We start from the raw sequence: 20,458 nt of genomic DNA on the forward strand, positions 1-20,458 counted from the left end.
GCCGCACGGAAACTTCGCGTTCACGCCGAAGTGGGATGGAAGTGGCGCATCCACGGTCAGGTGTCCACGTACTGAGACAATGCGCATGCGCGGAACGTTTCATTCCACTTCTTGCCGTACGGCCCGCCTGGGGTTCCGGCCTGGTGCGCGGACGGGGGTCACCCGTTATCCGATTTTGACATAGCTACCCATCCGTTCGAGCCCGTCCAGATGGCAGGATTCCCCAATCACACGAGGTCGCGACATCCGAAGGTGTGTGCCCCGACCCCCCACACTCCAGCCCTTACCCCTTATCCGCAGGAGGACGAAGAATGACCGCAAGCACCACCCGCCGCGCAGGCGCGGCCAGGTCAAGCCTGGCCGCCGTCGCCGCGATCGCGGTCACCGGATCCCTCCTGTTGTCGGGATGTGGCGACCAGCGGGACAAGATCTCCGACCGGACCTCGGGCGCCCCGCTCTTCGGCATGCTGCCGAAGAAGGTCCAGTCCGCGGGCGTGATCGAGGTCGGGTCGGACATCAGCTACCCGCCGGTCGAGTTCCGCAAGAACGGCCGGGTCATCGGCCTCGACATCGACCTCGCCGACGCCATGGGCAAGCAGCTCGGCGTGAAGATGAAGTTCAGCAACGGCGACTTCGACGGCCTGATCACCGGCCTCAAGTCGGGCCGGTTCGACATCGCGATGTCCGCCATGACGGACAACAAGGGCCGCCAGGAGGGCGTCGACCCGGACAGCGGCAAGAAGGTCGGCGAAGGCGTCGACTTCGTCGACTACCTGACCGCCGGCGTCTCGATCTACACGCGTAAGGGCGACAACCAGGGGATCACGACCTGGGACGACCTGTGCGGCAAGAAGATCGTCGTCCAGCGCGCCACCGTCTCGCACGACCTGGCCAAGGCCCAGTCGAAGGAGTGCGGCGACAAGGGCAAGATCGAGATCGAGGCGTTCGCCAAGGACACCGAGGCCCAGGTCCGGCTGAAGGGCGGCGGCGCCGACGCCGCCTCCAGCGACTTCCCGGTCGCGGCCTACGCGGTCCGCACCTCCGGCGGCGGCGAGGACTTCGAGCTGGTGGGCGACCAGGTCGAGGCGGCGCCGTACGGCATCGCGGTCGGCAAGGGCGACCCCCAGCTGCGGAACGCCCTCAAGGCAGCGCTCGACGCGGTCATCACGTCCGGCGAGTACAAGAAGATCCTCGAAAAGTGGGGCGCCGAGGACGGCGCGGTGGACCAGGCCATCGTCAACGGTGGCAAGTGATCCCGTCCGCTCGTCGCTCGCACTGAAAGGCATCATTCGTGACTGTTGACATCGACAAGCGGGGTCCCGGGGACACCCCGCCGTCGTCCCCCGCGCCCGAGGACATGAAGGCCATCCCGGTCCGGCACTACGGGCGCTGGGTCGCCGCCGTCGTGATCGTCGCCCTGCTGGGCATGCTGGTCTACGCGTTCTCCCAGGGCAAGGTGAACTGGGGCGCCATCCCGGACAACTTCTTCGACCACGAGGTCCTCAAGGGCGTCGGCAAGACCGTGTGGATCACCATCGCCTCGATGGTGCTCGGCGTGGTCCTCGGCATCATCCTCGCGGTGATGCGGCTGTCGAAGAACCCGGTGACCCAGGCCGTGGCCTGGGGGTACATCTGGTTCTTCCGCGGCACCCCGGTCTACGTGCAGCTGGTGCTCTGGTTCAACCTGGGCCTGATCTTCCAGTACATCAACCTGGGCCCCATCTACCAGGACGAGTGGTCGGACTTCATGACCCCGTTCCTGGCCGCTCTGCTGGGTCTCGGCCTGAACGAGGCCGCGTACATGGCGGAGATCTGCCGCGCCGGCCTCCAGGCCGTCGACGAGGGGCAGACCGAGGCGGCGCACGCGCTGGGCATGAGCCACGCCAAGACGCTGCGCCGGGTCGTGCTGCCGCAGGCGATGCGGGTGATCGTGCCGCCGACCGGCAACGAGTTCATCAACATGCTCAAGACCAGCTCGCTGGTGTTCGCCGTGCAGTACTGGGACCTGCTCCAGGGCGCCCAGGAGATCGGCCAGAACTCCGGGGCCCCGGCCGAGATGCTCTTCCTGGCCGCCACCTGGTACCTGATCCTCACCTCGGTGCTGAGCGTCGGCCAGTACTACCTTGAGCGGTACTACGCGCGTGGCTCCAGCCGCAGCCTGCCGCCGACGGTGCTGCAGCGCGTCCGCGCCAACCTCATCTCGCTCGGCCGCCCCAAGGGAGGTTTCTGATGACTGCCATGGTGAAGGCCGAAGGCGTCCACAAGTCCTACGGTGCCGTCCAGGTCCTCAAGGGCATCGACCTGGAGGTCGCGCCCGGTGAGGTGTTCTGCCTGATCGGACCGTCCGGCTCCGGGAAGTCCACCTTCCTGCGCTGTATCAACCACCTGGAGAAGATCAACTCCGGGCGGCTGTACGTCGACGGCGAGCTGGTCGGCTACCGGCAGCAGGGCAACAAGCTCTACGAGCTGCGGGACCGCGAGGTCGCCGCCAAGCGCCGGGACATCGGCATGGTCTTCCAGCGCTTCAACCTCTTCCCGCACATGACCGCGGTGGAGAACGTCATGGAGGCGCCCATCCAGGTCAAGGGCGAGGCCAAGGCGGTCGCGCGGGAGCGCGCGCTGAAGCTGCTGGACCGGGTGGGGCTGGCCGACAAGGCGCGCAACTACCCCTCCCAGCTCTCCGGCGGGCAGCAGCAGCGCGTCGCCATCGCGCGGGCGCTGGCCATGGAGCCCAAGCTGATGCTCTTCGACGAGCCCACCTCGGCGCTCGACCCGGAGCTGGTCGGCGACGTCCTCGACGTCATGCGCGACCTGGCCGAGGAGGGCATGACGATGGTCGTGGTCACCCACGAGATGGGCTTCGCCCGCGAGGTCGGCGACTCGGTCGTCTTCATGGACGACGGCGTGGTCGTCGAGTCCGGCAACCCCCGCGAGGTGCTGACGAACCCGCAGCACGAGCGGACGAAGGCGTTCCTGTCGAAGGTGCTCTGAGGCGATCGATGACGGGCGGGCGGTACGGAGTGCGGACACCCCGTACCGCCCGCTCTGCCGTGCTCCCGGGCCGTCGGCCGGCCGGCGTCGGCCGACCGGCGTGGACACCGGGTGACGTCGGATGAGGACCCGATTACTCCGGCCGCTGCGGCTACTTCAGCGCCAGCACCGCCGCGTCGGTGAGCGAGCACCAGGCGGTGCGCACCTCGCCGAAGCCGGCGGCGCGCAGCGCGTCCATGTGCCAGGCGGCGGGATAGACCTTGTCCTCGCCGTGGTCCCCGTCGGCCGGGTTTCCGAAGATCCCGAAGCGCTCGGCGACCACGTCCGCGAGCACCGGGTCCTGGGCGGCGGCCCGCCACCAGTCCGCCCAGTCCTGTGCTCCTTCCCGCCTGGCCCGCTCCTGGCGGGCGTGCCGGTACGCGCGGTCGGCCGCGTTCAGCCGCGGGCTGCTCTCGTCCGGCATGTGGTCGGCGTTGACGAAGATCCCGCCGTCCCGGACCACCGCGGCGAGCTGCCCGTACAGCACGCGCAGTTCGTCGGCGCCCAGCCAGTGCAGGGCGGTCGCGGTGAGCACCGCGTCGTACCGGCGGTGCGGGAGGCGGGCCGTCCAGTCCGGGTCCCGCAGGTCCGCCGTGACGAACTCGGCGCGCGGCTCGCCCGCGAAGTGGCCGCGGGCGATGGTCAACAGCGCGGGGTCCAGGTCCACCCCGGTGCTCGTCGCCTGGGGGAACCGGTTCAGCAAACGGTCGGAGATGCTGCCCGTACCGCAGGCGAGGTCGAGTACCCGCGGCCGCGGGCCGACCACGGCCTCCACCGCGTCCAGCATGACCCGGAACCGCTCCTCGCGGTCCGGCAGGTACCACTCCTGCTGCCGGTCCCAGCTCCGCTGCCACCCGCCCCAGTCCGCAGCAAGGGTTTCCGTCATTGCGCGCCTCCGAAGTCGTAATACCCTCGTAGCCATATCAGGCGTTACCGAACCTATTCCGCCCTCGTAAGGACCACAAGTGGAACTGGCCTATTACTCCGATCTCGCTGTGCGCCTGGTGAACAGCGAGGAGCCCGCACGCGGCGCGGACACCCTCACCTCGGTGGAGGCGGTGCGCGAGCTCTTCGCCGCCGGCGGGCAGGCGGCCCGCCGGGCGACCGACGCCGACGTCACCCGGCTGCGCGCCGCCCGCGCCCGGCTGCGCGCGGTCTTCGAGGCGGCCGCCGAGGGCGACGAGGTGCGGGCCGTGGACCTGCTCAACGCGCTGCTGCTGGAGTTCCCGGTGAGCCCGCAGATCTCCGGACACGAGCTCCGCGACGAGGACGGCCGCCCGCACTGGCACATGCACATCGCCGACTACGCGGCCAACGCGAGCGCCGGTTACACCGCCACCGCCTCCATGGGCCTGGCCTTCCAGCTCACCGAGCTCGGCGCCGACCGCCTGGGCATCTGCGAGGCGCCACCCTGCCGCAACGCGTATCTCGACACATCGACAAATCGCTCCAGGCGGTACTGCTCCGACCGCTGCGCCACCCGGGCGAACGTGGCGGCCTACCGCGCCCGCAAGCGTCTGGACGCCGAGCGTTCGGACCGCGCCCGGCGCCGGGAACGCCCCGACGACAGCGGCCGCACGGCCGACGCCACCCAGGACAGAACGCCGGCCACGGAGCGCTGAGCACCGGGCACGGCTCCGGGCGGCGGCCGCAGCCGGACCCAGGCCCGGCCGACCACCAGCTCGTCCGGCACCACGCCGAACTCCCGGCTGTCGTTCACCACGTACGGGTTGTCGCCGCGCACCCACCAACCGCCGTCACGCCGCTCCACCACCCGCTTGACGATCAGCAGGTCCTGCCGGAACGGGTGCCGCAGCACCACCACGTCACCCGGCCGCACGGCAGCGCCGTACCGGACCACGAGGCGGTCACCGGGACCGAGGGTGGGCACCATCGACGGGTTGTAGACCTCCGCCAGCCCTATCCGCAGCAGCCCATGACGTTCACGGCCCCGCTCCGGCCCGCGATCGCGCACCTGCTCCTGCATCCGGCACCTCCGGTCCGATCCTCCACTGGGCCCAGGCTGGCACTGGACTTTTGGCCTAAGTCCCCCGGGCCGCCCGAGAAAAGCCTTCCCGCACCGAGTAATCTCGCACCTGAGAAGACGATCACGAGGAAGGACAGCTCTATGCTCTCCCGCCTGTTCGCCCCCAAGGTAAAGGTCAGCGCCCACTGCGACCTTCCCTGCGGCGTCTACGACCCGGCCCAGGCACGCATCGAGGCCGAGTCGGTCAAGGCCATCCAGGAGAAGTACCAGGCCAACACGGACCAGGACTTCCGCACCCGCGCGCTCAGCATCAAGGAGCAGCGGGCGGAGCTCGCCAAGCACCACGTGTCGGTGCTGTGGAGCGACTACTTCAAGCCGCCGCACTTCGAGAAGTACCCCGAGCTGCACCAGCTGATCAACGACACCCTGAAGGCCCTGAGCGCGGCCAAGGCGTCCAACGACCCGGCGACCGGCCAGCAGGCGCTGGAGTACATCGCCCAGATCGACAAGATCTTCTGGGAGACGAAGCAGGCCTGACCGGCCTCTTTGCCCCGCCTCGACCGCACCCGGAGCCCGACAGGGCTCCGGGTGCGGTCTTTTCGTCCCGCGCACCGGGGGTGCGCGACAACGTCGGCCCGCGGGCGGCCGTTCAGTAGCCGATGGTGAAGCGGCGCTGGGCGAAACGGGGCAGCTCCGCCTCGTCGACGAGGGCGACGGCGGCGTCCTCCACGGAGATCCGGCTGAGCCCGTCGGCGTCGAGGACCGGCTGGTCGCCGCCGATCCGGAAGCGGCCCGTGCGCTCCCCGGGCGCGATGTTCTCGGCGGGGCTGAAATAGGTCCACAGCCGGTTGGAGGTGCGTAGCACGTCCAGGGCGTCCCGGTGGCCGCGCACCGCGGCGGCGTACTCCCTCGGCAGTCCGAGCGCGTCCAGGCTCTCGTACAGGTGCGCGTCGGAGTCGGCGTGGACGAGTCCGGGCTCGACCTCCAGGCTGCCGGCGCCGCCGATCACGATCAGCCGGGTCCTCGGATGGGCCTCCAGCGCCTTCAGCAGTGCCCGCGCGGCGGTGGCGTAGACCGTGGGATCGGCGATCGAACGGGCCACCGTGTCCGCGAAGTCCTTGGCGGCGTTGCCCGGCTGGTAGGCACTGATCAGTACATCCATGCCGGGCAGGACCGCGGCGACGGCGCCGGCGTCGAAGACGTCGACGCTCTTCCAGGTGACGCTCTCCCGGCCCTCGGCGATCCCGTCGGCGTTCCGGCTGAACGCGGTGACATGGTGCCCCCGGTCGCAGGCCTCGGCGACGACGCGGCCGCCGATGGTGCCGGTGGCTCCGATGACTCCGATGTGCATGGCTCTCCCCTGTTCCCCTGTTCCGTGCGGCTGTTCGGCACAGCCGTCTCTCACGGAGCCGCTTCTTCACGGCGTTGCGAAACTATACGGCGTGAAGTTTTGATACGGCAATCGGTAAAAGTGACGCTGTAGAGTGCCGGTCATGGGAAGCACCAGGGGGCGCCGCGAGCGGCTGCGGACCGAGACGACGGCCGAGATCAAAGAGGTCGCGCTCCGGTTGATGTCCTCAGGCGGGCCGGACGCGATCACGCTGCGGGCCATCGCCCGCGAGATGGGCATGACCGCCAACGCCATCTACGGCTACTTCGCCACCCGCGACGACCTGGTCACCACGCTTGTCAACGACGTGTACACCGCGCTGGCCGACACCGTGGAGGCCGCCTGGGCCGCCGCCCCCGCCGGGGACGCCGCCGCCCGGATCGAGGCGTGGGCACGCGCCTTCCGGGACTGGGCGCTGGCCAACCCCGAGGGATTCCGCCTCGTCTACGGCGACCCGGTTCCCGGCTACCGCCCGCCTGAGGGCGGGGCCGCCCCGGACGCCGCCCGCCGGGTGTGCACCGGCCTCACCGCGCTCGCCGCCGCCGCCTGGCCGCACGCCGAACGCCTCTATGAGGGCAGCGACTTCCAGTGGTCCGACTTCGACGCCGGCCTGCTCGACAAGGTCCGCCCGGCCTTTCCCGACCTGCCCCCGGCCGGCGTGGCCCTCGCCCTGCGCGTCTGGAGCCACCTGCACGGCCTGGTGTCGCTGGAGGTCTACGGCCATCTCGCCACCCAGACCCTCAGCCCGGACAAGCTCTTCCGCGAGGAACTGAACCAGCTCATCCGGTCATTGGGCGTCACGCCGCAGGACTGACGACGCGCCGCGAGCCGGGCGACTCGGCACCGCCCGCGGCATCGGCGGCTCAGGCCACCGGCACCCGGCCGCGGGCCTGGAGCAGCGGTGGCGGGGTGTCGTTGCGGACCAGCCACTCGCGGTACGCGGGGCTGGCCCACGCGATCTCGCGGTAGGCGGCCGCGAGATCCTCGTACACCTCGTCGATGCCCAGCGGCGCGGCGGCGCCGGGCCGGGCGGCGAGGAGGAGACGGACCGTCAGCGGATCGCCCTCCAAGGGGCGGACGGTCATGCCCGGCCGGGACCGGGAGGTGGGCTGGCAGGGGGTGACGACCTCCCCGGCGGCCACCAGGTCGACCGCGGTCAGGTAGTCGCCGTACACCACCCGCGGCTCGAAGCCCGCGGCGGCGAGCATCCGGCGCACGCCCGCGGCCTCCCCGTCCACCGCCGGGTCGACCATCCACTGGTCGGCGGCCAGGTCGGCCAGCGCCACCACCGGGCGGCGCGCGGCCGGATGGGTCTCGGGCAGGGCGACGAACTGCGGTTCGCGCGCCACGAGTACACGCTCCTCGACCCCCTCGGGAACGCGCAGCGGAGAGCCCTCGACCTCGTGTACGAAGACGACGTCGAGCTGGTGGGCGGCGACCATCTGAAGCAGCGTGTTCGGCGACGCGTCGGTACGGATGGTGGGGTCGGCGGCGGGGAACCGGAGCCGCAGCCGGCGCAGCCAGCCCGGCACCGCGCGACTGCCGGTGCTGCCGATCCGCAACCGCGCGTCGGCGGCGCGTCCGGCCGCCGTCCGCGCCTCGGCGATCAGGGCGTTCATCTCGGCCACGATGGGCCGCGCCCGGGAGAGCACGGAGCGGCCGAGCGGGGTGAGGGTGGTGCCGGTCGGCTCGCGGGAGAAGAGCTCACCGCCGATGGCGTTCTCGATCCGGCGGAGTTGCGTGGTCAGGGAGGGCTGGGTCATGCCCAGTTGCCGCGCGGCCTTGCGTACGCTGCCGTTGTCGGCGATGGCGCACAGCGCACGAAGGTGCCTGACTTCGAGCTCCACGGCGCGAGCATAACGGCGTCTTGACACGCCACACCAGAGTTTTAAACCACCCGAACGTGCCCAACTTTCGCGTTCTTGCGGTCGGGTTATAGCACCGTGCTATCGCTGGTTGGTATCTCCGCACAGCGCCGAATCTGGCCGAGACTCTGCGGCACCAACAGTTCATCCCAAGGCCCCTGGGGCGCATCCCCACATCACCGCGCCCCAGGGACCCCACGGACGATGAGGAGCCCCCCACATGAGTTTCCCCAAGTTGGCGCTCGCCGCCACCGTCGGCCTCGGCCTGACCGCGGCGCTCTCCGCCGTGCCGGCCTCCGCGGCCACCGCCGACCACTCCGCGCGGCCCGCCGCCTCGTCGGGTTACGTCTCGGACTCGGCCGACCAGGCCGACGCCAAGGCGTTCTTCGAGGCCGTGCTGAAGTCGGCCAAGGCCAAGCAGGCCAAGAACGCCGGCGCCGCGAGCGTCACCGTCACCTACGACGCCAGCGGCGCGCCCACCTTCCGGGCGCAGATAGCGCGCAGCGCCGAGATATGGAACGCCTCCGTCGACAACGTGGAGCTGGTCGAGGGCGGCAACGCCGACTTCGAGTACCGCGAGGGCGACGACCCGCGCGGCTCCTACGCGAGCACCGACGGCCACGGCAACGGCTACATCTTCCTCGACTACGCCCAGAACCAGGAGTACGACTCAACCCGGGTCACCGCCCACGAGACCGGACACGTCCTCGGCCTGCCGGACCACTACCAGGGTCCGTGCAGCGAGCTCATGTCCGGCGGCGGCCCCGGCCCGTCCTGCACCAACGCACAGCCGGACGCGAACGAGATCAACCGGGTCGAGCAGCTGTGGGCCAACGGCCTCGCCTCGGTCGACGCGGCGGCGTTCGACAAGGCCGCGTTCGACAAGGCGGGGTTCCGCACCGCCAAGTGACGCGTCCACGGCCCGTCTGACCGGCGGGCCCCAACCGGCACACCGACCCGAGTCACCCGGAACCCACCCCCCGCCACGCGGCCCGTCGTCCCCACCGGGGACGGCGGGCCTCCGTGCGTCATCCGCCCCTGCCCGGCGCCTCGCCGTCGAGGGCCGCCCCCAGCGTGGGCAGCGGGTCGAGCACCTCGGTCAGCCCGCACGCCCGGAACGTACGCAGTACGGCCCGGTCCGCGCACACCACGCGCAGCCGCGCCGCGCGCTCGCGCGTGCGGCGGTGTGCGCGGCACAGCAGGGCCAGGCCGGAGCAGTCCAGGAAGGTGACCGGGGTCAGATCGACGACGACCACGGGGGCGGTGCCGCCGGTGGCCGCGTCCAGAGGCGGGCCGATCTCCAGCGCACCGTCGATGTCCACCTCGCCGTGGCACTCGACCACGGCACAGGTGCCGGTCGAGTACGTCCGGGCGTACGACACGGGCGTGGCTCGTCGCGCGGCCTGTTGCATCGCGGTCTCACAGGGGTGGGGAATGGCGTGCAGGCGAGCGTAGGGACCGATTACCGCGCTCGGCGCTGCAGAAACCATTTTCGACAGCGGAATAGCCCTCGTTCGAGTGAACGCGCGCCCGCACGCATTGACCACTCGGTCGCGTGATCTCCAGGCGCTCGGTGACCTGGCCGTCGCGGTCGCCGGGCCGGCGGCCGCGGTGCCGGGACGGTGCGGCCCGTCGCCCGCGATTCCCTACCGGCGAGTCCGGAAGGGTGAAAGCTCCAGATCTTCCGGCGCAATGTTGGTGGATACCGGCCCACCCGGCGGGCCGCGGGGACCCAAGACTGGGGAGACGACACTTTGAACGGCGCGTTGAACGGCACCTTGACGACCAACGGCGACGGACGACGACCGGCAGACAGCAGGACGTGGCACTGCCGCCAACGGTGAAGGGGGACGGTCCGATGACCGGCTCACGCATACTGGCTCTGGGCCACTACCAGCCCGCGAAGGTGCTCACCAACGACGACCTCGCGGCGATCGTCGACACCAGCGACGAGTGGATCCGCAGCCGCGTGGGCATCCGTACCCGGCACATCGCCCGCCCCGACGAGACCGTGGACGAGATGGCCGCCGAGGCCGCCGCCAAGGCCCTCGCGAACAGCGGACTCAGCCCCGCCGACATCGACCTCGTCCTGGTGGCCACCTCCACGGCCCTGGACCGCAGCCCCAACATGGCCGCCCGCGTCGCCGCCCGGCTCGGCCTCGGCAGCCCCGCCACCATGGACCTCAACGTCGTCTGCGCGGGCTTCACCCACGCCCTGGCCACCGCCGACCACGCGATACGGGCCGGTGCCGCCACCCGCGCCCTGGTGATCGGCGCGGAGAAGTTCACCGAGGTCGCCGACTGGTCCGACCGCTCGACGTGCGTCCTGCTGGGCGACGGCGCCGGAGCCGCCGTGGTGGTGGCGGAAGACGCCCCCGAGGGCGCGGGCGACGCGCCGGGGGTCGGGCCCGTGGTGTGGGGCTCGGTGCCGGAGATGGGCCACGCGGTCCGGATCGAGGGCACGCCGCCGCGGTTCACCCAGGAGGGGCAGGCCGTCTACCGGTGGGCCACCACCCAGCTTCCGCCGATCACCCGTCAGGTGTGCGAACGGGCGGGAGTGGTGCCGGAGGAGCTCGCCGCCGTCGTCCTGCACCAGGCGAACCTGCGGATCATCGAGCCGGTGGCGCGCAAGCTCGGCGCGGTCAACGCCGTCATCGCCCGCGACGTCGTGGAGTCCGGCAACACCTCGGCCGCCAGCATCCCGCTCGCGCTGTCCAAGCTGGTGGAGCGCGGCGAGATCGCGTCGGGCGCCCCGGTGCTGCTGTTCGGCTTCGGCGGCAATCTGTCGTACGCGGGGCAGGTCGTCCGCTGCCCGTGAGACGGTGGCTCGGCCCGCCCGTGAGGCGGTGGCCCGGCTGCCCGTGCGGATTCCACTGCCCGTGACGCGAGGGCTCCGCTGCCCGTGACGCGGCGCGACGGTCTCTCCCGATCCCGGACCGGGCGCCGGCGTCCGATTCGTTCAAGACCCGCCGCCCGGCCCCTGCCTACGCTGCCCGCATGACACCTCGATTCGACGCCATCGGCCTGGTCGTGACGGACATGGCGGCGTCCCTCGCGTTCTACCGGCGGCTCGGCCTGGACATTCCGGCCGACTCCGACACCCTGCCCCATGTCGAGGCGGCCCTGCCCGGGGGCCTGCGCCTGCTGTGGGACACCGATGAGACCGTGCGCTCCTTCGACCCGGACTGGGCCCCGGTCCCCGGCGCGGGCCGCACCGGCCTGGCGTTCCTCTGCGACAGCCCCGCGGACGTCGACAAGGTCTACGCCGAGCTGGTGGCCGCCGGTGCCGAGGGCCACAAGGAGCCGTGGGACGCCTTCTGGGGTCAGCGGTACGCCGTCGTACGGGACCCGGACGGCAACGGCGTGGACCTCTTCGCGCCGCTCGGCTAGGCGGTGACCGCCAGATCGCCGAGCAGCGTCCCCAGGGGCACCCCGGCCAACGCCCGCACCTCCCGCGCGAGGTGGGCCTGGTCGGCGTAGCCCGCCGCTGCCGCCGCCTCGGCGAAGCCGGTCCCCGTGCGGGCCGCCGCCAGCGCCCGGCGCAACCGCAGCACCCGGGCCAGGGTCTTCGGGCCGTAGCCGAACCCGGCCAGCGAACGCCGGTACAGCTGGCGCTCGCTCAGGCCCACCCGCTCGGCGACGGCCGCCACCGGCCACCCGCCGCGCAGCCGCGCCACCACCTCGCCCAGCACCGGGTCCGGCGGCCCCGCGGCGCGCAGCCGACGCTCCGCCGCCGTCTCCAGGACCCGGCCGACGGCGCCGCCCGCGACCTCGCCCGCGTCCGCCTCCGCATCCGCGCCCGCCTCCGCCAGCAGCGCGGCCAGCCGCCGCACCTCGGCGGCCGGCCACAGGGCGGCCAACGCCACCCGCATGTCGCGGAGTTCGTGCGCGGGCACCCCGAGGACGGCGGGCCCGGCACCGGGGGCGAAACGCAGCCCGGTGAAGCGCGTGCCCGGCGGGGCCGCGGCCAGATGCGCGGCGGTGTCAGGACCGGCGACGATCAGCTCGCCGCCCGGTCCGGCTGCGCGCCAGATCAGGTCCGTACAGCCGTCGGGGAGGACCCGCTGCGGGCCGCTGCCCGCCGTCCTGGTCCAGACCACCGCTCCGGTCGGCCGCCCGACCCGCTCCCGGTACATGGCCCCAGCATCGCAGCCCGCACCGACAAACCCATCGGGACCCCGGGACCCAGGTGCCTAGGGACCCCGGGGCCCATGGGGCCCATGGGCCCGTCAGGGGACCTCGTGCAGATAGACGGCATCGCACTCGCGCAGATAGACGGCGTCACAGGCACGGCAGCACGGCGCCCCGGCGCCGCCCCACTCCTCCGCGGGCAGGGTCTGCGCGTCGGGGGCGAGCTCGCGGCCGCACATCGCCGCCGTCCCCATCTCCCGCACCATGTGCCAGCTCTTGACCGGCGCGCCTGCCACCCGCCCCGAGCTGCCCTCCTCGTACTCCGCGCGCATCTCGTGCCGCATGGCGGTACACCTCCTGTCACCACCATGCGCCCGGCGGGCGGCGCGCCGCCACCGCACTCCCCCGGGCCCGGGAAAGGGCGCTCAGAACACCGACCAGCCGGTGATCGTGGTGAAGTGGTCGAGCGCCGCGACCCCCGCCACCGAGTTGCCGCGCGCGTCCAGGCCGGGGCTCCACACGCACAGCGTGCAGCGCCCCGGGATCACCGCGACGATGCCGCCGCCGACCCCGCTCTTGCCGGGCAGTCCGACCCGGTACGCGAAGTCGCCCGCCGCGTCGTACGTACCGCAGGTGAGCATCACCGCGTTGATCCGCTTCGCCTCGCGCCGCGACAGCAGCCGGGAACCGTCCGCCGCCAGCCCGTGCCGGGCCAGGAAGCCGCCCGCCAGCGCCAGATCGCGGCAGCTCATCTCGATCGAGCACTGCCAGAAGTAGTGCTCCAGCACCGTGGGGACGGGGTTGTCGAGGTTGCCGTAGCTCGCCATGAAGTGCGCCAGGGCCGCGTTGCGGTCCCCGTGTTCGGTCTCGGAGGCGGCGACGGCGGCGTCGAAGGACAGCTCCGGGTTGCCGCTCTCGGCGCGCAGGAAGTCCAGCATCGTGGTGCTGGCGTCCCCGGTCATCGTCTGCAACCGGTCGGTGACGACCAGCGCGCCCGCGTTGATGAACGGATTGCGCGGGATGCCGTTCTCGTGCTCCAGCTGCACCAGGGAGTTGAAGGGGTTGCCGGACGGCTCGCGCCCCACGCGCCGCCAGATGCTCTCGCCGTCCTGCGCGAGCACCAGCGCGAGGCTGAACGCCTTGGAGATGCTCTGTATGGAGAACGGCACCTCCCAGTCGCCGGTCCCGACCACGGTCCCGTCGACGGCCGCGAGCGCGATCCCGAACCGACCCGGGTCCACGGCCGCGAGCGCCGGAATGTACCGCGCCACCTGCCCGCGCCCGATCTGCGGTGCCACCGCGGCCGCGACCTCGTCGAGAACTGACTGGTAGTCCATCGTGCCGTGCTTCTCCTGGACGTCGTCGGCCGGATCAGCTCGCACGATAACCGAACACCCTCGTCACAGGATCCGAACAGGTCGTCACAGAGCGCGTTTTTCGGGTACAAGGTGGGTGACCAGGCGGTACGCGACAGGCGTCCGCCGAACCGACCGAACGGAGGCGGCCATGGCCACACCCATGTCCGCGGGACGCTTCCTCCGGGCCCTCGAGGACGAGGGCCTGCGCGTGGTGGAGGTCGGCGACTGGAGAGAGCACAACAGAAACCACATGGGCCCGTGGGGGCCGATGCACGGCGTGATGATCCACCACACCGTGACCTCCGGGACCGAACGGACCGTGCGGATCTGCTACGACGGCTGGCCCGAGCTGCCCGGCCCGCTGTGCCACGGGGTGATCGCCAAGGACGGCACGGTGCACCTGGTCGGCTACGGGCGCGCCAACCACGCGGGACGCGGCGACGACGACGTACTGCGCGCCGTCATCGCCGAGAAGGCGCTGCCGCCCGACAACGAGGCCAACACGGACGGCAACCGGCACTTCTACGGCTTCGAGTGCGAGAACCTGGGCGACGGCGAGGATCCCTGGCCGGAGGCCCAGCTGGCGGCGATCGCGAAGGCCGCGGCCGCCGTCTGCCGCTTCCACAAGTGGACCGAGCGCTCGGTCATCGGCCATCTCGAATGGCAGCCGGGCAAGGTCGACCCGCGCGGCTTCCCGATGGACGAGATGCGCGAGCGCGTGCGCGACCAGCTGAAGTAGTGGCGTATGCAGTAGTGGCGTAGCCACGTCGGGCACGCGGCTGTCCGGGGGCACGGTCACGCGGAGGGACCGCCACCCCCGGGCCGCCGGGGACGACCGATCACACAGGACAATGGGCGGGTGACCCCACCCGCCCCCGATCCGACCGGCACGCTGCGGCCGCGGCTGCCGTCCCCGCTCCAGGAGATCGCGGACGGCCGGTTCGCGCGCCGCGGTGTGCGCCTGCTGCTCAAGCGGGACGATCTCATCCACCCCGAGATAGCGGGCAACAAGTGGCGCAAGCTCGTGCCGAACGTGCGCGCCGCCGCCGCGGCCGGTCAGCGCACCCTGCTCACCTTCGGCGGCGCGTACTCCAACCATCTGCGCGCCACCGCCGCGGCCGGCCGGCTGCTCGGGCTCGCCACCATCGGTGTCGTACGGGGCGAGGAGCTGGCCGACCGCCCGCTCAACCCGTCGCTCGCGCGCTGCGCCGCCGACGGCATGCGGCTGCACTTCGTCAGCCGCGGCACGTACCGCCGCAGGTCGGATCCGGCGCTGCTGGAGGAGCTGCGCGAGCGCTTCGGCGCCTTCTTCCCCGTCCCCGAGGGCGGCAGCAACGCCGCAGCCGTGCACGGCTGCGCGGAACTGGGCCGGGAGCTGCGCGGGCGGGCGGACGTGGCCGCGGTGGCCTGCGGCACTGGCGGCACGGTGGCGGGGCTGGCGGCCGGGCTCGGCCCCGGGGAGCGGGCGATCGGGTTCCCGGTGCTCAAGGGAGGATTCCTCGGGGCGGAGGTCGAGCGGCTCCAGGACGCGGCGTTCGGCACACGCGCCGGGGAGTGGCGGTTGGACGACCGGTTCCACTGCGGCGGGTACGCCCGGAGTACGCCCGCACTCGACGCGTTCGCCCAGGACTTCACGGACCGCCACGGCCTGCCGCTGGAACGTGTCTATGTCGCCAAGATGCTCTATGGACTCACGGCGCTGGCCGAGGAGGGCGCGTTCCCGCCCGGCACCGCGGTGGCGGCGGTGATCACCGGCGGGGTGTGAGGGCCGAGGGCCCGGGCGGAGGAGCTACTGGGCCGCCTCCCGGTACACCGCCGCCTCCTCCAGATCCAGCTGGCGCTGGAGCCTGCGCAGCATCTCGTCGTCGATCCGCCGCTCGTCCCGAAGCTTCACGAACACCTCGCGCTCAGCGGCGATCAGCTCCCTCAGCAGTCTGCGGAACGTGTCGTCGGCCGACTCCCCGGTGGTCTCGTTGACCGCCCCGAGCCGCTCCCAGACGGCGTTGCGCCGCCGCTCCACCACGGTGCGCAGCCGGTCGGCGAGCGGCTGGGGCAGGGCGTTGCGCTCGTCGGCGAGCAGCTGGTCCAGCCGCTGCCCGGCCGCCTCGGACGCCTCGTACTGGACCTGCGCCTCCTGGAGCGTCTCGGCCTGCCGGTCGCGGCCGGGGATCCGCAGCAGCCGGGTCAACGGCGCCAGGGTGAGGCCCTGGACGCAGAGGGTGCCGATGACGGTGGTGAAAGCCAGGAAGAGGATCAGGTTGCGGGCGGGGAAGTCGCCGCCGCCGTGCACGGTCTCCGGTACGGAGAAGGCGATGGCCAGCGAGACCACGCCCCGCATCCCGGCCCAGCCGACGATCACGGTCACGGCCCTGCCGGGGACGGGCCCGCGGTCGCCGCCGCGGGGCGTGAGCACCCCGGGGAGGAAGCTGGCGGGCAGCACCCAGACGAAGCGCATGACGATGACGGCGAGGAGGACCGCGACCGCGTACCAGGCGGCCTCTCCCGCCCCGTAGTCGCCCAGTCCACGCAGCACGACCGGCAACTGGAGGCCGATCAGCGCGAACACCACCGACTCCAGGACGAAGGTGACCATCCGCCACACCGCCGCCTCCTGGATCCGGGTGGCGTAGTCGACCTGCCAGGAACGATGGCCGAGGTAGAGGGCGACGACCACGACGGCGAGCACCCCGGAGGCGCCGATCTCCTCGGCCGCGGTGTAGGCGACGAACGGGATGAGCAGCGACAAGGTGTTCTGCAGCAGCGGGTCGCGCAGCCGGGTACGCAGCCAGTGCAGCGGCACCATCAGGACCAACCCGGTCCCGAGGCCGCCCACGGCGGCGAGCGCGAACTCGCCCACCGCGCCTGCCCAGGCGGCCCCTTCGCCCACGGCAGCGGCCAGCGCCACTTTGTAGGCGGTGATCGCGGTCGCGTCGTTGACCAGCGACTCGCCCTGGAGGACGGTCGTCATGCGGCTGGGCAGCCCCACCCGGCGGGCGATGGCGGTGGCGGCGACGGCGTCCGGCGGGGCGATGATCGCCCCCAGCACCAGGGCGGCGGTCAGCGGCAGATCCGGCACCACCAGGTAGGCGATCCAGCCGACCGCGAGCGTCGCGAAGAGCACGTAGCCGACCGACAGCAGCGCCACCGGCCTCAGGTTGGCGCGCAGGTCCAGATACGAGCTGCCCAGCGCCGCACTGTGCAGCAGGGGTGGCAGCAGGAGCGGCAGGACGATGTGCGGGTCCAGCGTGTAGTCGGGGACGCCGGGCACGTAGGAGGCGCCCAGGCCGGCGGCGACCAGCAGCAGCGGCCCCGGCACGGCGGCGGTGCGGCGGGCCGCGCCCGCGACCGCGGCGCTCACCGCGACCAGTACCAGAAGTGGGGTCACGTCCATCGGCTCCGGCCCGTCTCCCGTTCGTGGTGGCGGTCATCTGCGGGCCGGTGACGGCCGTTTCCGCGGGGGTGACCGGGTCTAACCTGGCCATCATGAGCGAGTGTCCGCATGTTCTCGACCTCCCGCGCCCCGAGCCGGACCCGCTGACCGGCACCTGCCCGGAGTGCCTGGCCATCGGCAGCCACCCGGTGCAACTGCGGGTGTGCCTGCACTGCGGACACGTGGGCTGCTGCGACTCCTCGCCTCACCGGCACGCGAGCCGGCACTTCACGGAGACGGGCCATCCGCTGGTGCGGACCCTGGAGCCGGGCGAGAGCTGGCGCTGGTGCTACGCCGACCGCCGGCTGACCTGACCGGAGGCGCCGGTTAGCCTTCCGGCATGATCCGATCCGCTGAGCCGTCCGACATCCCCGCGATCCATGCCATGATCCGCGAACTCGCCGCGTACGAACGTGCCGAGGCGGACGCCAAGGCCACCGAGGAGCAGCTGCACGACGCGCTCTTCGGCGAGAACCCGGCGGTCTTCGCGCTGATCGCCGAAGACGAGGGCGGAACGGTCGGCTTCGCGCTGTGGTTCCGCAACTTCTCCACCTGGACCGGCACGCACGGCGTCTACCTGGAGGATCTGTACGTACGTCCGCGTGCGCGCGGCGGCGGCCACGGCAGGGCTCTCCTGGCCGAGCTGGCCCGGATCTGCGTGGAGCTCGGCTATGCCCGTTTCGAGTGGTCTGTGCTGGACTGGAACGAGCCCGCCATCGGGTTCTACACCGCTCTCGGCGCGGAGGCGATGGACGAATGGACCGTACGACGCATGTCCGGGGAGGCGCTGGCCGCGCTCGCGGCCGAGGCGGGGCGACCCGCGTCCGCGCTGCCGCGACCGGCCCGCCCCAGCGGGGCGTGGAACAACGGGACCGCATCTCTTCCGAATTGAACCCGCCCAACCCCTAGCCACTGTACGTATACATGGGCTTACCATAAGTGACGTAACGTGACCGTGTTTCGGTGTAGCCCACACGGGGGCCGTCCTCCGACCGGGCGACACCGAGCCGCGGATCGCGGTAGCGTCGCAGCCGGAACACGTGCTCCGCACCTGTCCGCACCCCCTCCCGGAGGCGCGGTCGGTGCTCGTATCAGCTCAGCTCTACCCAGCTCTGCCACCTTGGAGGTGAGGGTGTCCCAGATCGCAGGCGAGCCCGGGAACCAGGACTTCGTGGAAGTCCGGCTGCCCGCAGCCGGTGCCTATCTGTCGGTGCTGCGGACGGCGACCGCAGGGCTCGCAGCCCGCTTGGACTTCACCCTCGACGAGATCGAGGATCTGCGTATCGCCGTGGACGAGGCCTGCGCGATCCTGCTTCAGCAGGCCGTCCCCGGCAGTGTGCTCAGCTGCGTCTTCCGTCTGGTCGAGGACGCGCTGCGGGTGACCGTTTCGGCACCCACCACCGACGGCCGCGCTCCCGAGCGCGACACCTTCGCCTGGACGGTGCTCTCCGCGCTGGCCGGCGAGGTCGACTCGACGGTCGCCGAGGACCGTACGGTCAGCATCAGCCTGCACAAGAAGCGCGGCGCCGGCCCCGGACAGCCGTGACGGAAAGGGGGGCTCCGTGAGCACTGCATCATCGCGGGGAGTGCGTACCCCGGCCATCCCGCCCCAGCCCGCCCGGCCGCATCCCGCGGACCAGGGCGCGGCCGGCGACCCACCAGAGCGGGCGGACCACATGGATCAGCACCAGCAGGACACGCGGCAGCAGCATGATCCGCACGACCGCAGCGGTGCGCGGGCGCTGTTCGTCGAACTGCGTGGGCTGCCCGAGGGCTCCGACGAGCGGGCCGAGCTGCGGAACCACCTCGTCCGGATGCATCTGCCGCTGGTGGAGCACCTGGCGCGGCGCTTCCGCAACCGCGGCGAGCCGCTCGACGACCTGACGCAGGTCGCCACCATCGGCCTGATCAAGTCCGTCGACCGGTTCGACCCGGACCGCGGAGTCGAGTTCTCCACGTACGCGACGCCCACCGTCGTCGGCGAGATCAAGCGGCACTTCCGCGACAAGGGCTGGGCGGTGCGGGTGCCGCGCCGGCTGCAGGAGCTGCGGCTCTCGCTGACCACGGCGACCGCGGAACTGTCGCAGCGGCACGGCCGCGCGCCGACCGTGCACGAGCTGGCCCAGCATCTGAGCATCTCCGAGGAGGAGGTGCTGGAGGGCCTGGAGTCGGCCAACGCGTACAGCACACTGTCCTTGGACGTGCCCGACACGGACGACGAGTCCCCGGCGGTCGCGGACACCCTCGGCGCGGAGGACGAGGCGCTGGAGGGCGTCGAGTACCGCGAGTCGCTCAAGCCGCTGCTGGAGGACCTGCCGCCGCGGGAGAAGAAGATCCTGCTGCTGCGGTTCTTCGGGAACATGACCCAGTCGCAGATCGCGCAGGAGGTGGGCATCTCGCAGATGCACGTCTCCCGGCTGCTGGCCCGTACGCTCGCGCAGCTGCGGGAGAGGCTCCTGGTCGAGGAGTAGAGGTATCGGCCGGTCGGCAGACGAGACGACCGGGCGTCGAGGAGCAGAGGTCACGACGGCGCCGCTGCCCGGCGGGTGAACCGAGCGGTACACGCCCCACCCGCCCGCCGAGCAATCCGGCCCGACGGGACGCACACGACAGCGGTGCGCCGGTGTCCCGGCGGGGCGCGCCCGACGGGACGCGCCCTCCACCGGCGGCTACGCCTCGCGCGGGCCGATGCCCAGCGCCTCCGTGGCCGTCGGGTTGATCAGCAGGCCCAGCACCGCGAAGGCCACGGCGGCGATGGCCACCCCGATCGCGATCAGCGCGCCACCGTTCTGTACGAGGGTCCAGGCCACCGGCAGCGCCATCAGCTGCGTGATCATCGCCGGGCCGCGACTCCAGCTGCGCCGCCGCCACAGCCCGCGCGCCGCGGCGGTCGGCAGCACGGCGAGCGCCAGCACCGTCACCGCGAGCATCTCCGCCTGCTGCGGGCTGTCCGGATCGCCCACCAGCCCCATGACCAGGAGATAGATCCCGAATCCGAAGAGCACCGCGCCCTCGACGGCGGCGAGCACCGCGGCGGCGGTCAGCCGGGCCGGTCGGGGCCCGGAGGGGACACTGGCGGCGGAGGCGGCCGCGGGCGCGTCGGCCGGCCGCTTGGCAGCGGGCCGCTTGGCCGCCGGCTGGTCGGCAGTGGACCGCTTGGCGGCGGAGGGCTTGGCGGAGGCGGACTTCTTACTGCTCACCCCAGCAGGGTAGCCGCGCGCCGGGCGCTCGGGGCGCCCCCGGGGGATGGACGGGTACCGCCAGGTA

Annotated in this window: 24 protein-coding genes and 1 pseudogene; 15 read left to right on the forward strand and 10 right to left on the reverse strand. The window is 72.0% G+C overall.

Annotation, left to right across the window (positions count from 1 at the left end; all coding sequences use genetic code 11):
- The first annotated feature begins 311 nt into the window (after window positions 1–311).
- From ACQUSR_RS10360 to ACQUSR_RS10370, 3 genes are read left to right on the forward strand one after another with little or no spacing between them, the layout of a single operon-like run.
- Window positions 312–1,253, forward strand: a complete 942-nt coding sequence (locus ACQUSR_RS10360; protein WP_431042272.1) for an ABC transporter substrate-binding protein — start codon at window positions 312–314, stop codon at window positions 1,251–1,253.
- 38 nt (window positions 1,254–1,291) lie between these two features.
- Window positions 1,292–2,230, forward strand: coding sequence for an amino acid ABC transporter permease (locus ACQUSR_RS10365; protein WP_431042273.1), 939 nt, complete (start codon window positions 1,292–1,294; stop codon window positions 2,228–2,230).
- On the forward strand, window positions 2,230–2,991 hold the full coding sequence (locus ACQUSR_RS10370; protein WP_431042274.1) for an amino acid ABC transporter ATP-binding protein: 762 nt from the start codon (window positions 2,230–2,232) through the stop codon (window positions 2,989–2,991). The genes ACQUSR_RS10365 and ACQUSR_RS10370 overlap by 1 nt, the downstream gene beginning before the upstream one ends.
- Window positions 2,992–3,142: 151 nt before the next feature.
- Here ACQUSR_RS10370 and ACQUSR_RS10375 read toward each other — a convergent pair whose 3' ends face one another.
- Window positions 3,143–3,916: a class I SAM-dependent methyltransferase gene (locus ACQUSR_RS10375; RefSeq protein ID WP_431042275.1), complete on the reverse strand. Its 774-nt coding sequence runs from the start codon at window positions 3,914–3,916 to the stop codon at window positions 3,143–3,145.
- Window positions 3,917–3,995: 79 nt separating this feature from the next.
- Between ACQUSR_RS10375 and ACQUSR_RS10380 the strand changes: the two genes are divergently transcribed.
- On the forward strand, window positions 3,996–4,652 hold the full coding sequence (locus ACQUSR_RS10380) for a CGNR zinc finger domain-containing protein (protein WP_431042276.1): 657 nt from the start codon (window positions 3,996–3,998) through the stop codon (window positions 4,650–4,652).
- A 53-nt stretch (window positions 4,653–4,705) separates the two neighbouring features.
- Here the strand turns inward: ACQUSR_RS10380 and sodX are convergent.
- A pseudogene (gene sodX, locus ACQUSR_RS10385) lies at window positions 4,706–5,017 on the reverse strand (nickel-type superoxide dismutase maturation protease); the annotation flags it as partial.
- Between the two features lie 141 nt (window positions 5,018–5,158).
- Here sodX and sodN point away from each other — a divergent pair.
- Window positions 5,159–5,554, forward strand: coding sequence for a superoxide dismutase, Ni (gene sodN, locus ACQUSR_RS10390; RefSeq protein ID WP_431042277.1), 396 nt, complete (start codon window positions 5,159–5,161; stop codon window positions 5,552–5,554).
- Window positions 5,555–5,666: 112 nt separating this feature from the next.
- Here sodN and ACQUSR_RS10395 read toward each other — a convergent pair whose 3' ends face one another.
- Window positions 5,667–6,368 carry an NAD(P)-dependent oxidoreductase gene (locus ACQUSR_RS10395; protein ID WP_431042278.1) on the reverse strand — a complete coding sequence of 234 codons (702 nt, stop codon included), beginning with the start codon at window positions 6,366–6,368 and terminating at the stop codon, window positions 5,667–5,669.
- 142 nt (window positions 6,369–6,510) lie between these two features.
- Here ACQUSR_RS10395 and ACQUSR_RS10400 point away from each other — a divergent pair, with 142 nt between their 5' ends.
- On the forward strand, window positions 6,511–7,221 hold the full coding sequence (locus ACQUSR_RS10400; protein ID WP_431042279.1) for a TetR/AcrR family transcriptional regulator: 711 nt from the start codon (window positions 6,511–6,513) through the stop codon (window positions 7,219–7,221).
- 49 nt (window positions 7,222–7,270) lie between these two features.
- Here the strand turns inward: ACQUSR_RS10400 and ACQUSR_RS10405 are convergent, their stop codons facing one another.
- The gene (locus ACQUSR_RS10405; RefSeq protein WP_431042280.1) at window positions 7,271–8,254 is read right to left on the reverse strand and encodes a LysR family transcriptional regulator; all 984 of its coding nucleotides are present in this window, start codon (window positions 8,252–8,254) and stop codon (window positions 7,271–7,273) included.
- Between the two features lie 238 nt (window positions 8,255–8,492).
- On the opposite strand from ACQUSR_RS10405, the gene snpA reads away from it, so the two are divergent.
- On the forward strand, window positions 8,493–9,182 hold the full coding sequence (gene snpA / locus ACQUSR_RS10410; RefSeq protein WP_431042281.1) for a snapalysin: 690 nt from the start codon (window positions 8,493–8,495) through the stop codon (window positions 9,180–9,182).
- 118 nt (window positions 9,183–9,300) lie between these two features.
- Here the strand turns inward: snpA and ACQUSR_RS10415 are convergent, their stop codons facing one another.
- Window positions 9,301–9,654, reverse strand: coding sequence for an STAS domain-containing protein (locus tag ACQUSR_RS10415; RefSeq protein ID WP_431042282.1), 354 nt, complete (start codon window positions 9,652–9,654; stop codon window positions 9,301–9,303).
- Window positions 9,655–10,130: 476 nt separating this feature from the next.
- Between ACQUSR_RS10415 and ACQUSR_RS10420 the strand changes: the two genes are divergently transcribed.
- Window positions 10,131–11,090 carry a beta-ketoacyl-ACP synthase III gene (locus ACQUSR_RS10420; protein ID WP_431042283.1) on the forward strand — a complete coding sequence of 320 codons (960 nt, stop codon included), beginning with the start codon at window positions 10,131–10,133 and terminating at the stop codon, window positions 11,088–11,090.
- 179 nt (window positions 11,091–11,269) lie between these two features.
- Window positions 11,270–11,662, forward strand: coding sequence for a VOC family protein (locus ACQUSR_RS10425; RefSeq protein ID WP_431042284.1), 393 nt, complete (start codon window positions 11,270–11,272; stop codon window positions 11,660–11,662).
- Here ACQUSR_RS10425 and ACQUSR_RS10430 read toward each other — a convergent pair.
- The 3 genes from ACQUSR_RS10430 to ACQUSR_RS10440 all read right to left on the reverse strand — a co-directional run bounded on the left by ACQUSR_RS10430 (window position 11,659) and on the right by ACQUSR_RS10440 (window position 13,740).
- On the reverse strand, window positions 11,659–12,408 hold the full coding sequence (locus tag ACQUSR_RS10430; protein WP_431042285.1) for a helix-turn-helix domain-containing protein: 750 nt from the start codon (window positions 12,406–12,408) through the stop codon (window positions 11,659–11,661). The two genes, ACQUSR_RS10425 and ACQUSR_RS10430, sit on opposite strands and share 4 nt — an antisense overlap.
- 93 nt (window positions 12,409–12,501) lie before the next feature.
- The gene (locus tag ACQUSR_RS10435; RefSeq protein ID WP_431042286.1) at window positions 12,502–12,747 is read right to left on the reverse strand and encodes a hypothetical protein; all 246 of its coding nucleotides are present in this window, start codon (window positions 12,745–12,747) and stop codon (window positions 12,502–12,504) included.
- 81 nt (window positions 12,748–12,828) lie between these two features.
- Window positions 12,829–13,740, reverse strand: a complete 912-nt coding sequence (locus tag ACQUSR_RS10440; RefSeq protein WP_431047491.1) for a glutaminase — start codon at window positions 13,738–13,740, stop codon at window positions 12,829–12,831.
- A 169-nt stretch (window positions 13,741–13,909) separates the two neighbouring features.
- On the opposite strand from ACQUSR_RS10440, the gene ACQUSR_RS10445 reads away from it, so the two are divergent.
- Both ACQUSR_RS10445 and ACQUSR_RS10450 read left to right on the forward strand, forming a co-directional pair.
- The gene (locus tag ACQUSR_RS10445; protein ID WP_431042287.1) at window positions 13,910–14,500 is read left to right on the forward strand and encodes an N-acetylmuramoyl-L-alanine amidase; all 591 of its coding nucleotides are present in this window, start codon (window positions 13,910–13,912) and stop codon (window positions 14,498–14,500) included.
- Between the two features lie 120 nt (window positions 14,501–14,620).
- The gene (locus ACQUSR_RS10450; protein ID WP_431042288.1) at window positions 14,621–15,526 is read left to right on the forward strand and encodes a 1-aminocyclopropane-1-carboxylate deaminase/D-cysteine desulfhydrase; all 906 of its coding nucleotides are present in this window, start codon (window positions 14,621–14,623) and stop codon (window positions 15,524–15,526) included.
- Window positions 15,527–15,550: 24 nt separating this feature from the next.
- Here ACQUSR_RS10450 and ACQUSR_RS10455 read toward each other — a convergent pair whose 3' ends face one another.
- Window positions 15,551–17,152, reverse strand: a complete 1,602-nt coding sequence (locus tag ACQUSR_RS10455; RefSeq protein WP_431042289.1) for a Na+/H+ antiporter — start codon at window positions 17,150–17,152, stop codon at window positions 15,551–15,553.
- Window positions 17,153–17,244: 92 nt separating this feature from the next.
- On the opposite strand from ACQUSR_RS10455, the gene ACQUSR_RS10460 reads away from it, so the two are divergent.
- The 4 genes from ACQUSR_RS10460 (at window position 17,245) to ACQUSR_RS10475 (ending at window position 19,662) form a co-directional block, all read left to right on the forward strand.
- On the forward strand, window positions 17,245–17,505 hold the full coding sequence (locus tag ACQUSR_RS10460; RefSeq protein ID WP_431042290.1) for a UBP-type zinc finger domain-containing protein: 261 nt from the start codon (window positions 17,245–17,247) through the stop codon (window positions 17,503–17,505).
- Between the two features lie 26 nt (window positions 17,506–17,531).
- Complete coding sequence (locus tag ACQUSR_RS10465) at window positions 17,532–18,083, forward strand: GNAT family N-acetyltransferase (protein ID WP_431042291.1); 552 nt, start codon at window positions 17,532–17,534, stop codon at window positions 18,081–18,083.
- 240 nt (window positions 18,084–18,323) lie between these two features.
- Window positions 18,324–18,737 (forward strand): anti-sigma regulatory factor, encoded by a 414-nt coding sequence (locus tag ACQUSR_RS10470; protein WP_135338432.1) that lies wholly within the window; start codon window positions 18,324–18,326, stop codon window positions 18,735–18,737.
- 16 nt (window positions 18,738–18,753) lie between these two features.
- A complete protein-coding gene (locus ACQUSR_RS10475; protein ID WP_431042292.1) occupies window positions 18,754–19,662 on the forward strand; it encodes an RNA polymerase sigma factor SigF in 909 nt (302 codons plus the stop codon).
- Window positions 19,663–19,860: 198 nt separating this feature from the next.
- Here ACQUSR_RS10475 and ACQUSR_RS10480 read toward each other — a convergent pair whose 3' ends face one another.
- Window positions 19,861–20,391: a hypothetical protein gene (locus ACQUSR_RS10480; protein WP_431042293.1), complete on the reverse strand. Its 531-nt coding sequence runs from the start codon at window positions 20,389–20,391 to the stop codon at window positions 19,861–19,863.
- Window positions 20,392–20,458: the final 67 nt, after the last annotated feature.

It is taken from the genome of Streptomyces sp. P1-3 (assembly GCF_050613155.1).
GTDB lineage: Bacteria > Actinomycetota > Actinomycetes > Streptomycetales > Streptomycetaceae > Streptomyces.

Coding starts and splice junctions, on each gene's coding strand:
- ACQUSR_RS10360 (WP_431042272.1), top strand. CDS start 312: ATGACCGCAAGCACCACCCGCCGCGCAGGCGCGGCCAGGTCAAGCCTG.
- ACQUSR_RS10370 (WP_431042274.1), top strand. CDS start 2,230: ATGACTGCCATGGTGAAGGCCGAAGGCGTCCACAAGTCCTACGGTGCC.
- ACQUSR_RS10375 (WP_431042275.1), bottom strand. CDS start 3,916: ATGACGGAAACCCTTGCTGCGGACTGGGGCGGGTGGCAGCGGAGCTGG.
- sodN (WP_431042277.1), top strand. CDS start 5,159: ATGCTCTCCCGCCTGTTCGCCCCCAAGGTAAAGGTCAGCGCCCACTGC.
- ACQUSR_RS10395 (WP_431042278.1), bottom strand. CDS start 6,368: ATGCACATCGGAGTCATCGGAGCCACCGGCACCATCGGCGGCCGCGTC.
- ACQUSR_RS10400 (WP_431042279.1), top strand. CDS start 6,511: ATGGGAAGCACCAGGGGGCGCCGCGAGCGGCTGCGGACCGAGACGACG.
- snpA (WP_431042281.1), top strand. CDS start 8,493: ATGAGTTTCCCCAAGTTGGCGCTCGCCGCCACCGTCGGCCTCGGCCTG.
- ACQUSR_RS10420 (WP_431042283.1), top strand. CDS start 10,131: ATGACCGGCTCACGCATACTGGCTCTGGGCCACTACCAGCCCGCGAAG.
- ACQUSR_RS10425 (WP_431042284.1), top strand. CDS start 11,270: ATGACACCTCGATTCGACGCCATCGGCCTGGTCGTGACGGACATGGCG.
- ACQUSR_RS10430 (WP_431042285.1), bottom strand. CDS start 12,408: ATGTACCGGGAGCGGGTCGGGCGGCCGACCGGAGCGGTGGTCTGGACC.
- ACQUSR_RS10435 (WP_431042286.1), bottom strand. CDS start 12,747: ATGCGGCACGAGATGCGCGCGGAGTACGAGGAGGGCAGCTCGGGGCGG.
- ACQUSR_RS10440 (WP_431047491.1), bottom strand. CDS start 13,740: ATGGACTACCAGTCAGTTCTCGACGAGGTCGCGGCCGCGGTGGCACCG.
- ACQUSR_RS10445 (WP_431042287.1), top strand. CDS start 13,910: ATGGCCACACCCATGTCCGCGGGACGCTTCCTCCGGGCCCTCGAGGAC.
- ACQUSR_RS10455 (WP_431042289.1), bottom strand. CDS start 17,152: ATGGACGTGACCCCACTTCTGGTACTGGTCGCGGTGAGCGCCGCGGTC.
- ACQUSR_RS10460 (WP_431042290.1), top strand. CDS start 17,245: ATGAGCGAGTGTCCGCATGTTCTCGACCTCCCGCGCCCCGAGCCGGAC.
- ACQUSR_RS10465 (WP_431042291.1), top strand. CDS start 17,532: ATGATCCGATCCGCTGAGCCGTCCGACATCCCCGCGATCCATGCCATG.